General features: G+C 52.3%; 8 protein-coding genes and 1 pseudogene. All 9 read left to right on the top strand.

Annotated features, from left to right (window positions below; all coding sequences use genetic code 11):
- Positions 1-75 precede the first annotated feature (75 nt).
- The 9 genes and pseudogenes from NYE33_RS28035 (at position 76) to NYE33_RS27995 (ending at position 13374) form a co-directional block, all read left to right on the top strand.
- Entirely contained in the window at positions 76-954 is an 879-nt protein-coding gene (locus tag NYE33_RS28035; protein WP_305954206.1) for an AraC family transcriptional regulator, read from the top strand.
- A gap of 76 nt (positions 955-1030) precedes the next feature.
- A complete protein-coding gene (locus NYE33_RS28030; RefSeq protein WP_341068516.1) occupies positions 1031-2833 on the top strand; it encodes a sensor histidine kinase in 1803 nt (600 codons plus the stop codon).
- Positions 2834-4432, top strand: a complete 1599-nt coding sequence (locus NYE33_RS28025; RefSeq protein ID WP_256703872.1) for a response regulator — start codon at positions 2834-2836, stop codon at positions 4430-4432.
- Positions 4433-4567: 135 nt separating this feature from the next.
- Positions 4568-6139, top strand: coding sequence for an extracellular solute-binding protein (locus NYE33_RS28020; RefSeq protein ID WP_042135822.1), 1572 nt, complete (start codon positions 4568-4570; stop codon positions 6137-6139).
- Between the two features lie 30 nt (positions 6140-6169).
- A complete protein-coding gene (locus NYE33_RS28015; protein WP_445669795.1) occupies positions 6170-7129 on the top strand; it encodes an ABC transporter permease in 960 nt (319 codons plus the stop codon).
- An 18-nt stretch (positions 7130-7147) separates the two neighbouring features.
- Positions 7148-8044: a carbohydrate ABC transporter permease gene (locus NYE33_RS28010; protein ID WP_336101915.1), complete on the top strand. Its 897-nt coding sequence runs from the start codon at positions 7148-7150 to the stop codon at positions 8042-8044.
- Positions 8045-8064: 20 nt separating this feature from the next.
- A complete protein-coding gene (locus NYE33_RS28005; protein ID WP_341068513.1) occupies positions 8065-10101 on the top strand; it encodes an alpha-L-arabinofuranosidase C-terminal domain-containing protein in 2037 nt (678 codons plus the stop codon).
- Positions 10098-11862 (top strand): annotated as a pseudogene (locus NYE33_RS28000) (glycoside hydrolase family 2 protein). The gene NYE33_RS28005 and the pseudogene NYE33_RS28000 overlap by 4 nt, the downstream one beginning before the upstream one ends.
- 393 nt (positions 11863-12255) lie before the next feature.
- Positions 12256-13374, top strand: a complete 1119-nt coding sequence (locus NYE33_RS27995; protein WP_341068510.1) for a glycoside hydrolase family 5 protein — start codon at positions 12256-12258, stop codon at positions 13372-13374.
- Positions 13375-13560: the final 186 nt, after the last annotated feature.

Genomic DNA, 13560 nt, shown 5'->3' with positions numbered 1-13560 from the left:
TGAAAAAACAACATTTTTTAAATAGCCTGATGTTAGATTTGAATTGTCATTTTGTTAGATGGAGGGAGTGGGGATATGTCAGGAGTGTTGCAGAATCTGCAGGAATACGAATATGAATATGCCGAGTTTATCTACTATTCACCCGGATATTTGGATAGGGAGGGGCAGCTATGGCCTGTCCGTGCCGGCCGTAGTCAGGCTAAGCCGAACTACAGGGTGGGTCCCAAAAGGATCGAGTGCTACAGCCTTCATTTCGTGTATGAAGGAAAGGTTGGCCTTAACTATGGAGATGAGCACATTGAACTGCAAAAGGGCGACATGTTCTGTCTGTTTCCGGATCAGACGTATCATTATTACATCATTCCCGCGGAATCACCGCTGCAGATGAGCTGGCTTGCGCTGGATGGAAGCAGAGTGATGCCGCTGCTGAAGCTAACCGGGATGGTGCCTGAGAAGCCGTATGCTCTTGGTAAGGTGACATCCCGCATTAAGGAAGTACTGGAACGCATATTCGGGGCAATGACAAGGTACGGGCGGTGGGACCCGGCTGTGTCCTTGGAGCTGCAGGGACAGACCTGCGAATTGCTGGCCGTCCTGATGCCCGGAGCATTCCCGGCTGATACACCATCACCTTCAGGCTGGGTATCGGAGTGTATGGAATTTATGAACCTCCATGCTACTGAAGGGATATCCGTTCAGCAGGTTGCCTCGTATGCGGGTGTACACCGATCCTATTTCACCAGTGCTTTTACAAGCCAGACCGGCGTATCTCCGCAGAAGTACATCCAGAACATCCGTATGGGCAAGGCTAAACGGCTGCTTGCTGAAACCGATGCTTCAATCACGGAAATCGCCTTGTCACTCGGCTATCCCAACCTGTATACGTTTACCCGGGCATTCAAGTCCTACTACAAGACTTCCCCGCTGCATACCCGTTCAGCTGGAGGCGGATAACGGCACGGTTTTGTTTTCTGATAATATGATAGCGCTTACTGAAAGTCATTTCCCTCATGTGAAGGAGAGACCGAGAATGAGATTTACAGCTCTGCGCAATAAAATATCACCGAAGCTGGGGATTCAGGGGAAAATATTCATCGCGTTCGGACTGCTCAGTCTATTCTCTATTGTAACGATCACCTCCATTATCTATCTGAATATGCGTGAGACGATTAAGCATAACGCCATTACTTCGGTTGCGGACAGTATCCGTCAAGCCGACGAATCCCTGAATCTTATGTTTGAGGAGATCGATCGTCTGAACACGGTTGCCGTTACGAATAAAAATACGGTAATCGATATATTGCTGAGCCCCAGCGAGGAAATCAGCTATGAGTGGTTTCTGGAGCAAAAGCGGATTAATGAATTTCTGTCAGGTCTGATCGGCTATAAGCCTTATATAACACGCATCGCTGTAATTGGCCTGAACGGTAAGGTTTTCTTCACCGGGGGACCTTGGGTTGACCGTAATTTCCTGCAGACGCAGGCGATGGACTACATGTTAAACAACGGGGAACGCCACGCTTATTTCAAACAAGAGGGCAGCCCGGATGTGATTTCCGTCGGCCGTGTCATCCGGTATAACAGGGAATCCATTGGTGTGGTGATGGTGGATTTGAACTATGATTTCATCCGCAACACGTATGGCGTCAAGCCGACAGCGGATAGTGTCCTGTATGTACTGGATGAACAAATGGAGCTGGTATACCAGTCTGATTCTGCCCCTGCATCACTCTCGCCGCAAATGACAAGAACGATATATACCGCTCCGCAGCTTGCGGGATCAGCTGTTCAAGAGGCGGCAGAGCAGAAGATTGACGGTAAGTCCTATATTGTCGTCAGCCGCCGCTCCGGGCACACCGGCTGGATTACCCGGGCGCTTATTCCTCTGGATTCTCTCGTGAGTGAATCGGTGAAGGTCCGGAATCTGATGGTTGAAGTATCAGTTATCGTCTTTGTCGCAGTTTTGCTGGGAGCCATGCAGATGTCCTCCAGGACTACACTGCAAATCCGGCGGCTCAAAACGATGATGATGCGGGTGAAGGACGGTAATTTATCCTTTCCGCGTATGGAGATTAACTCGAAAGACGAAATCGGTGAACTCTACACTGTGTTCATCAGCATGATTGATGATCTGAAGCGGCTGATGCAGGATATCCGGATCAGCGAGCAGGCGAAGCGTGAAGCTGAGCTTACGGCACTGCAGGCACAGATCCGTCCTCATTTTTTGTACAACACGCTCAATACCATCAAGTATTTGGCTAATCTGAACGGTGTGCCGAATATTGAAGAGGTCTCTGGATCTTTAATCGAGCTTATGCGCGGGGTGCTGGGGAATTCAAGTGAATTTCTTACCGTCAGGGAAGAGCTGGATTATGTGAACTGCTATATGTCGATTGTGAAATACAAGTATATGGAGCCGATAACGGTTCAGGTTCAAGTGGAAGATGATGAGTTGCTGGAATGCCGGGTGCTTAAGCTGATGCTCCAGCCTATTGTGGAGAATGCCATCCTGCACGGGGTTGTCCCGTCGGCCAGAGGCGGACTTATTCTGATCAGAGTATACGGGGAGGGCGGGGATCTGTTCATAGAAATCATGGATAACGGGCCGGGGATGTCGCGGGAGAAAATGCGGCTGCTTCTGGAATCCGGCAGGGAGGGAAGCGCGTCGCGCTTCAGCGGAATCGGCGTGCGGAATGTGCATGAACGAATCTGCAGAATGTACGGGGAGCCGTACGGTATCACGCTGTTCAGTGAAGAAGGATTGTATACCAAGGTGGTCATTCGTTTGCCGGAGATTCGTACGGATGAACGATCCGCAGAGGAGGCAGGTTGAATGTTGATTCAAGTGCTGCTGGTGGATGATGAACCGCTGGTACATCATCATCTGTCAACGATGACGGATTGGCGGAGTCATGGTTTTGAGATTTGCGGAGAAGCCTATAGCGGTCCAATGGCGCTCCAGGCTCTTGAAGAATTGCAGGCGCATATCGCAATTATAGATGTGAATATGCCGGGCATGAATGGTGTGGAGCTGCAGCGGACCATCCGGGAGCGGTATCCGGCTGTAAAGACAATTATGCTCAGCAGCTATGATGATTATGATTATGTGCGGGAATGCCTGAGGAACGGGGCTGCAGACTATTTGCTGAAGCACCGCCTGAATGACCAATCCCTGATCGCCATTCTGAAGAAGGCTGCCCGGGAGCTGGAGGAGGAGACCGAAACATCGGGTCTGCGGCTGGAGGACGGGAGCCTGGATACGGGCAACAGAACTGAAAGTTTACGTGAGCAGACGCTCCAGCTGCTGGCCGGCAAGCCGGAGGCTGCCGCCATACTTGAGAAGAGCATGCGCCTGAGCGGACTTCTGCCTGGTGTGGTTTGTTATATGGCCGCCGCTGTCCAAATCGTTCCCTTCCTGCTGTTGACCCAAACACGCAGTGATGTGCAGATTAACGGTCTGGTCCGGCAGGCGGTAGAACTAATGCAGCAGAGTCTCGGCGATCTGCCCGAGCGGATGGCCGTTTATGTAGAAAATGGCCGTTTGGCCATCCTGTTCGCATTCAGAGAACGGAGCGAGCAGGCTGCCGCCAGCGAAGCTGGCCGGCTGATGAGCAATGTCAGCCATTCGCTTGAGCTATTCCTGAATTTGAAATGCACTTATGCTATAGGCCATATGTGCAGCAGCCTGTCCAAGCTCGAAGACAGTTACCGTTCGGCTGAACGTGTCCTCGATAACGCTGCTACACGGCTGGAGCCGGATAGCAGTCTTAACGATCCCCGCCTCCTGATGACGATCGGGAATCAGAAGCAGCTGCTTCTAGCCATTGAACGGCTGGATATGGAAGAGGTAGAGCGGTCAATTACCAGTGCGTTCGCCTCTGTCCAGAAGCATCCGCTTCATTCGCCAAGTGTGCAGATGATTGTCAGCGAGCTGCTGGCCATAGGGGAAAAGACATTAACAAGAGATGAAGCTGCAGATGGCGGACTGCCTTCCCGGGAAGAACTTGGCAATATCAATAGCGTAGCCGGGCTGGAACGGTGGCTGATAATTTATTATGAAGGTCTGCTGGGCCGGCTCCGCCGGAGACAGGCGCAAGGCTCCTATTCGAGACATGTGTCCCAGGCGGTTCAGCTTATTCTGGAACGTTATCAGAGTTACATTACGCTGGAGCTGACCGCTGACCTGATCGGGCTCAACCCGTCTTATTTAAGCCGGATTTTCAAAGAAGAGACGCGGACGACCTTCTCCGAATATTTGAACCGTGTCCGTATTGATGCAAGCTGCAGACTGCTCGAAAGCGGAAAATACACGGTTAAACAAATTAGTATTCAGGTCGGGTTCACTACGTACAATTATTTTTTCAAAGTATTCAAGGAGCTGACCGGCACGACGCCGCATGCCTTTGTGAGCCGTCCGCCTGCTGCGAAATGAAACGGTAAGATAAGTGTAGTAAAAAGTCATATATGTGGAATTCCCCTCTTTGCGTGCCCGGCTATAATAAAGTCACATCAAGGGAAGCGCTTACAACGATGGGTTGAGCGAGATCTAAAAGGAGGTTATACAGACATGCGTAAACAACGGACTAAAACGGCGCTAAGCCTGATGGTCATTGCCGCACTGGCAATGGCGGGGTGCAATTCAGGAGCAGGCAACGGCAATGAGGCTGCACCTAAGGCGACCGCAGACCAATCGGTGAGCAAGGACGGGTTTCCGATCGTGCAGGAACCGGTGAAGCTGAGTATGTTCACCCGGATCGCTCCCGTCAACGGACCCTTCAAGGATATGCCGGTCTTTCAGGATTACGAGAAGCTGAGCAATGTGCAGGTGGAGTTCACTGAAGCACCAACCGATGGCTTTCAGGAGAAAAAGAATCTCCTATTCGCCTCCAATGAGCTTCCAGATGTGATGTACCGCTCCGGAATCACCCAACTGGAGGCCATCCGTTACGGCTCGGGCGGCCAGCTCATTCCGCTGGAGGATCTGATCCGCGACTATGCCCCGAATTTCAACAAGCTGATGGATGAGTATCCGGAGATCCGTGCAGGTATCACGACGCCGGAAGGCCATATATATGCGATTCCGGGCATTGTTACCCTGGGCGCGGCACGGACGGACAAGAAATGGATCAACCAGGCCTGGCTGGAGAAGCTGAACCTGAAGGTGCCGGAGACGACGGATGAGCTGTACGATGTGCTGGTCGCCTTCCGCGATCAGGACCCGAACGGCAACGGCCAAAAGGATGAGCTGCCGCTGACCGCGCGCGTCGGCCTCAGTATCGTGACGATGATGAGCGGTTCGTTTGGACTGGACCAGCAGTTCGGCTACAACATCAACATCAAAGACGATAAAGTCGAAATCTGGATGGGCAGCGAACAGAACAAGGAAATGCTCATGTACTTGAGCAAGCTGTATGCAGATAAGCTGCTGGACCAGGAAGTATTCTCCCATACGGAGGCCCAGTTCCTGGCCAAGCAGGGCTCAGGCAAAACGGGCATGTTCTTCGACCAGACGAATAACAATTTCCTGCCGATCTCGGATCAATATATCGGCATTGCGCCGCCGGCGGGTCCGCACGGAGACCGGATGCAGAGCCAGACGGCTCCGATCCCGCGTGACTTTGGGGCGTATGCCATTACTTCAGTCAATAAATATCCGGAAATCTCCATGCGCTGGGTCGACTATTTCTATAGCGACGAAGGCTCGACGCTGCTGCGGTTCGGGCGGGAAGGCGAACATTATGAGCTGAAGGACGGGATTCCCTATTACAAGGAAGAGTATTCTACTTCCGAGACCCAGCCGAAAATCACTCCGTACGCCGGCGGAGGGGCGCCGCATCTGATCAGTGAGCATGTAGCTTCTTATATCAATCCGCCTCAAGTGCAGGAAGCGCAAAAGGCGCTGGATCCGTACATGCCGGCAATCCGCTATGCCGCTCCAATGTTTGACGAAGCAACGGCCCAGAAGGTGAACATGCTGCGCAATGACATCGACAAATATTATGAAGAACAAAGCACGAAATTCATCGCGGGTGCGCTCAGCTTCGACAAGTGGGATGAATTCCAGGCAACCCTGCAAAAGATGAATGTCGAAGAGCTTCAGCAAATTTATCAGGAAGCCTACGACAAGATGGAGAAATAGGCTGATCCTATTGGATAGGAGCGGATGTTCATGAATAAGGCGGAGATTCATAATAAGGCTGCAGTGCCCCGGTTCCGCCGGGAACCGGGGCGCCGCCTGGTCAGGCAAATTGCCAGAAGATACGACTTGTATCTTATGCTGCTGATCCCGGTCACCTGGTATTTAGTGTTCCATTACGGCCCGCTCTACGGGTTGCAGATTGCCTTCAAAAATTTCAATCCGGGCAAAGGGATTCTCGGCAGCAGCTGGGTGGGATTCGAGCATTTCCAGCGGTTTTTTGACTCCTATTATTTCTGGAGACTTCTCTGGAATACGCTGTCCATCAACCTGTTCTCCCTGCTGATTGCTTTTCCGGTTCCGATTATGCTGGCACTGCTGATCAACGAAATCGGCAGCAAGAGATACAGTAAATTACTGCAGAACGTCACTTATATCCCGCACTTTATCTCAGTTGTTGTTATCGTGGGCATTCTGTCAGTGCTCCTGTCACCGAGCGGCCCGGTCAACATGCTGATTCAGGCGCTTGGCGGAACGCCGACCCGCTTCATGGAATCGGCCGCATGGTTCAAAACGATCTTCATCAGCTCAAATATTTGGCAGAACATGGGCTGGCAATCCATTATATACATCGCTGCGCTTAGCGGAATTAATCCGCAGCTGTACGAAGCGGCCAAGATGGACGGCGCGTCCCGTATCCGGCGTATCTGGCATGTCTCTCTGCCCGGAATCATCCCGGTTATCGTTATTTTACTGATTCTGGATATTGGGCAGTTCATGAACATCGGGTTCGAGAAGATATTGCTGATGCAGAATAATTTGAATCTTGAAGCAAGCGATGTAATTTCCACTTTTGTATACACTACCGGAATTCTAAAGGGCGAATACAGCTATACTGCGGCAATAGGGCTTTTCAACTCCCTGATTAACCTGACGCTGCTCCTGCTGGTGAACCGGTTTGCGCGCAAAACGTCGGATACGAGCCTGTGGTAATGGAGGAGGAGACGGGCAATGCCTAAGGATGTAATTATAAAAGCCCCAGCCGATGAGAAGCGGTTCGACGTTATCGTATACCTGCTCGCAGCAATAATCATTATTTTAGTGCTCTATCCATTACTATTTGTGGTCAGCGCTTCGTTCAGTGATCCCGCCAGGGTACTGAACGGGGAAGTATGGCTGCTGCCCAAAGGCGTGACACTGGAAGCCTACAGCAATATTTTGCACAACGATAAAATTTGGACCGGATACCGCAATACGCTGATCTACACAGTTGTTGGTACAAGTGTCAATATTATGATGACTCTGCTTGCCGCATACCCGCTGTCCAGACCGGATCTTCCCGGACGCAAGCTGCTGATGCTGATTGTGACCCTGACCATGTTCTTCAGCGGAGGATTGATCCCCAGTTATCTGCTGGTCAAAAATCTCGGGATGGTCGATACAATGTGGGCGCTCATTATTCCCGGGGCCATTTCTACGTACAATCTCATTGTTATGAGAACTTACTTTGAATCCAGTATCCCGTGGGAGCTGCAGGAGGCGGCGCACATCGACGGCTGCTCCAACTGGAGGCTGCTGATCACTATCATTCTGCCGTTGTCGAAGCCGATTATTGCCGTAATGGTTCTGTTCTATGCCGTGGGACACTGGAATTCATTCTTCAATGCGCTGATTTATATCCGCAGCGAGGACCGGTACCCGCTGCAGCTGGTGCTGCGCGAAATACTGATGATCAGCCAGGCTGCCTCTGTAGACGGGGGGAATGTCGGGCTGGAGGATAAAATCCTGCTCTCCGAGAGCATTAAATACGCGGTCATTATCGTATCCAGCCTGCCGGTGCTGCTGATGTATCCTTTTGTTCAGAAGCACTTCGTTAAAGGGGTAATGATTGGTTCAATAAAAGGTTAATCGGAAACGGAGGATTGAAATTGTCTAACCAAGCAACGATAACGATCGACTGCAGCCAGCCAAGCGGGCATACGGTCAACCCGTACCTGTTCGGACATTTCGTGGAGGATATCCGCGATCATATGGAAGCCATGCTGGCGTATCCGCTGAAGGATATGGATTTCGAAAGTGAGCCGGGGAGTACGGCAGGGGTGCCGGGAAGCTGGTATGCCTATACGAATGGACGGAATACCGGATATGCACTTGAAGCGTCTGCCCCTAAGCATTCGGGCCGCGCCCAGCGCATCCGGCTGCTGAGTGATGATGAGGCCTATGCCGGCATCGCCCAGAGGACCGCTCTCCAAGAAGGGCGGTATACGGTCAAGCTGGTGCTTAGAGCTTCCGTTGAACTGGACTACATTATTATAGAAGCGATAGACAGGATTACCCAGGCACGGCTGGGGCTTGAGCGTGTCGGACTGGCGGGCCATAATTGGCAGCAGTATGAAGCCAGGCTGTCTGTCAGCCGGGACAGCGCAGATGCAGAGTTTCGTGTGTATGTGCCGGCCGAACACCCCAGATGGAGGGATCATGTATCTACCGGCATGTTATGGATTGATCATGTCTCTCTGCTCCCGGAAGACCACATCGGCACCGTAAAACGTAAGGTGGTCGAAATGACGAAAGACCTGAACGCCGGGATGATGCGGCTGGCGGGCAACTATATCAGCGCCTATCATTTCGAGCACGGCGTCGGTCCGGTGCTGGAGCGTCCGGTCATGTTCAATGAGGCATGGGGAGGATGGACCAGCAAATATTTCGGTACGGATGAATTCATCCGGTTCTGCCGGGAGCTCGGCGTGGAACCGCTCATCTGTGTGAATGACGGCTCCGGCTCGCCGGAGGAGGCAGCGAGGTGGGTGGAATACTGCAATGGCGGGATCGAAACTCCCATGGGAGCGAAGCGCGCCGCCAACGGGTATGCGGAGCCCTATAATGTGAAGTATTGGGAGATTGGCAACGAGGTGTGGGGACCATGGCAGGTCGGAACAACTACGGCGGAGCAGTTCGCCAAGCGGACCGTGTCCTTCATTCAAGCCATGAAACAGGCAGATCCCTCCCTTGTTATTCTGGCCTGCGGACATACGGATCAGGAATGGAACCGGGCCGTACTGGATATCGCAGGTGAGCAGATCGATTATTTGACCCTGCATCTCTATCATGGCTACTACCGTTTTGCAATGGACCATGATACTCCGGATGAAGAACGCTATAAAGCCATAGCTTCATTCCCGGAATGGACCCGCTACAATATAGAACAGACGGCGGGACAGATCCGGTCCAATCCGAAGCATGGTCATGTGAAGCTGGCAATTACCGAATACAATACGATGTATTATCCCAACACGGTACGCAAAGGGCTGCCGGACGAGCACACGCTGGGCGCTGCGGTAGCCAATGCTGCCAATTTGAACGAGATGCTCCGTGCCAGTGAGATGGTACATATCGGCAGCTTCTCCGATCTGGTGAACGGATGGCTCGGCGGCTGTATCCGGGTGGGGGATTATTATGCCGATCAATACTGCGGCAAGCTGCCGGGCTGGAGCGGGCACCCGTTAACCGTCTATGGCACGCCAACCTATGAAGTCATGAAGCTCTATGCGGGCCGTGATATTTCCCGCCTGCTGCCCGTGGATACGGAGTGCGGCACTTTCTCCGTAAGCTCCGGCAAACCGGCGCCGATCAATCTGGACGCCCTGCCGGATCTGGATATCGCAGCGTTCACGAACGGGTCCGGCGATACTGTCACCGTGTTTGCCGTTAACCGGAGTCTGCAGGAAGTGAAGGCTTCCTTCACACTTCACGGATTCGAGGCTGACGGTACTGTAGTTGTATATGAAATAACGGGAGAATCTGAACGGGAGATCAATTCTGTCTTTGCGCCAAGCCGTATCTCCTGCAAGGTTAACGAGGTTTCCGCTGAAAGATGGGCGGAGGACTGTCTGCTGCGTCCGACATCGGTCTATGCACTGGAATTCAGAACCGGGTCTGACACACGGGACGGGGGAGCACCATGACAACCAAGGCGTATATCAAGGATTATCCCAGACCGCAGTTCGTCCGCAGGGAGTGGCAGTCTCTTAACGGTGAATGGGGCTTCCGGTTTGATGACCAGAATACCGGAGAAAGCGGGAGATGGCAGGAACAGTTGAACGCAACCCATACCATTACCGTTCCCTATACTTACGAGACGCAGGCAAGCGGAGTCGGTCTTCAGGAATTTCATCCCCGGGTGTGGTACAACAAATCCGTGTCCATTCCGGAGGCTGCTGCCGGGAGACGGGTGATCCTCCACTTTCAGGCGGTGGATTATCACGCCAAAGTATGGGTGAACGGCATCCTGGCAGGCAGTCATCAGGGAGGATATGCTGCTTTTTCCTTCGACATTACCCCCTATCTTGTATCCGGGAAGGATAATAACATTACGTTAAAGGCAGAAGACAGTAATGACTGTACCCAGCCCCGCGGGAAGCAGCGCTGGACGAAGGACAATTTTGAATGCTTTTATGTGCAGAGCACCGGAATCTGGCAGACCGTCTGGCTGGAATATGTGGAAGAGCAGAGGCTGGATTCTGTAAAAATCACTCCGGATATCGACCGCTCCAGCGTCTCGTTCGATGTTCAGGTACACGGACTGGAGACGGCGGCAGGAAAGATCCTTCTGGAGGCTGCAGTTACTTTAAAGGGAGTCCCGGTTAAGACCACAAGCCAGATTATAGACCGGCCCCGCCAGACGGTGGAAATCGATCTGCTGCATGAGGCAAGCGGTCCCTGGAAGCGGAGCTATTGGTCACCGGCACAGCCCAATCTGTATGATGTCGAGTTTATACTCTATGTGGACGGCAAAGTCGCGGACCGCGTGCATTCCTATTTCGGGATGCGGAAGGTATCGATCCGGAACGGCAAGGTGCTGCTTAATAATGCGCCAATCTATCAAAGGCTTATTCTGGATCAAGGCTACTGGACAGAGAGCCACCTGACACCGCCGAGCGAGGAAGCGATAGTTGCAGATATTGATTATATTCTGGCGCTGGGCTACAACAGCGTACGCAAGCATATGAAAATTGAAGATGCCCGTTTCCTGTACTGGTGCGATGTAAAGGGCCTGCTGGTATGGTCGGAAATGGCGGCAACATTCGAATTTCATGACCGCGCCGTTGAGAGATTTACGAATGAATGGCTGGAGATCGTCCAGCAGCAGTATAATCATCCAAGCATTATTACCTGGGTGCCGTTCAATGAGTCGTGGGGCGTCCCGAACATTCTGCACGACCAGAGGCAGCAGAAATTCACAGAAGGTATTTATCACTTAACCAAAGCGATTGACCCCTACCGCCCTGTGATTACGAATGACGGCTGGGAGCATACCGTGTCGGATATTCTGACCCTGCATGACTACGTTGAAATGGGTGAAGGCTTCTTAAGCAGATACGGTGACAATAAAGAAGCCATCGTGAATAAAGAGACCACCTGCAATCAATGGAAATATGCATTCGCGGAGGGATATGCGTACAGAGGCCAGCCCATCATTATATCGGAATTCGGCGGGATCGCCTTCCAGTCCGATAAGGGCTGGGGATACGGGCATCAGGTGGCATCGGAGGAAGAATTCCTGAACCGCTTCGCAAGCCTGACTCAGGCGATCAAGAGTGTGGATTATATCTGCGGATACTGCTACCCAGCTCACCGATGTGCAGCAGGAAATCAACGGTCTGCTGACAGAGGCACGCGAGCCGAAAATTCCGCTGGATAAGATTAAAGAGATCAATCTGAAGTAATCGAATGGAAAAGGACTGACCCGGAGCCAGGGAATGGCCGGGCCGGTCCTTTTTGCTGTCCGGCAGTAGACATATGGGCATTTGGGAAGAGATATCTGTAAACGGACCGACTCCAGGGAAGCCAAAGCTCAGGTTAGATAATGACAACAGCAGAGTCTGTAATGAATAACCGGGCGCCGCAAACCCAGCAGCAGCAAGGCTTCACACAGTGGTACTAAGATGACTATAGACGGCAATTCAAAGGCTCCTCTATATTGGTGGCAGAGCAAGCAGCTGCTGCCTGAACCTGCTGGACCGGAGAAGTATGTCTCTATCCAGCTGCGAAATGAATACGCTTTCGTTTAGATGTATACCGTTCTATTGAACCATTACCATCCTGAGGAGGCATGATTAATGAGATTCCCGACTAGCTTCAAATCTGCAATGATCTGGCCGGTCTGTGCCATTCTGTTGATTGCACTGCTGACCGGCGGAGCCAGTGCGAAGGCGGAGACATCGTCTGGAGCTGCCGTTTCCACTCCGTTGACGGCGGAGGAAATGGCCGGTCTTATGGGCAGGGGAACCAATCTGGGCAACACGTTTGAAGGGAACTGGAACAGCCAGAGTTACGATGAGGTGAAGGCGGCCGTGGACGCTTTTATTGCGGCGGGGTACACCAACATCCGGATTCCGGTCAACTGGGGCGGACGGGGTGATAAATATGCTTCGACTGCGGATGAAGCGGGGCATTTCTCCTTCAGCGCTCCGAATGTGGCGACAGTGAAGCGTCTGGTGGACTATGTCCTGAAGGATGTGAACGTTCAGCGGGCTTGCGCAGGCAAGCCGCCTGTCATTCTGATTGTGAATGCACATCACGAGGAATGGGCAATGAACGCGGTGCAGGGCGAGCCTGCCTTCGAAACGAACATGCAGCGGCTGGAGACCATCTGGACAGGAATCGCAGAGCTGTTCAAGGATGAACCGGACACGCTGGTGTTCGAATTGTTCAATGAACCGCATCTGAGCCTGAATACGGGGGCAGCTGCCAAAGCGAGCGTCATTGAGCTCAACAAGCGGGCGTATGCGGCGATCCGCGGTTATACCTTCGGCGGCATGCAGCCGCATGCCAAGCGGATTGTGATCTTCGGCGGGTACAACTACAACAGCGGCTGGGGGCTGTACGATACGTACCGCAATCCGCAGGACCTGCCGGGCGGGGGGACGGACCGCTATATTATGGGGACTTATCACTCGTATTTTCAGAATCTGGCGGATCATCTGAAGCGTGTGGACGATGTGAAGCGGGAATTCGCCGATGTGCATGACATTCCGGTGTATCTGGGCGAATTCGGGTACGAGCACCGGGGAGTCATTACGGACACACTTCTGGATTCGTACCGTCAAATTGCGAACAAGGCTATTGCTGGACAGTTTGCTTTCTCCGTATGGGATGACAATGGCTGGTATCAAATTTATAACCGGGCAACCGGGCAATTCAATGCACTGAAGGATCAGGTTCTAGATAAGCACTAAAGAAATAAACAAAAAGCAAAAGAAGCGGAGGGGAAATTTGGAACTGTAGGAGCGGTAGCGACCGCCTTTGTCACCGGATTTCTACCGCTAACAGCGGTTCAAAATTAAGAAATCTGGAGACAACAGCGGCCGGAAGTCCAAATGTTCACCGCAGTGACGATGAAGCTTCAAGTTCAAATCTTAAGT

Source organism: Paenibacillus sp. FSL R10-2199 (genome assembly GCF_038000235.1).
Lineage (GTDB): Bacteria > Bacillota > Bacilli > Paenibacillales > Paenibacillaceae > Paenibacillus_AQ > Paenibacillus_AQ phytohabitans.
The sequence above is the reverse complement of the archived record's forward strand: the minus strand, read 5'-3'. Positions and strand labels throughout refer to the sequence as shown.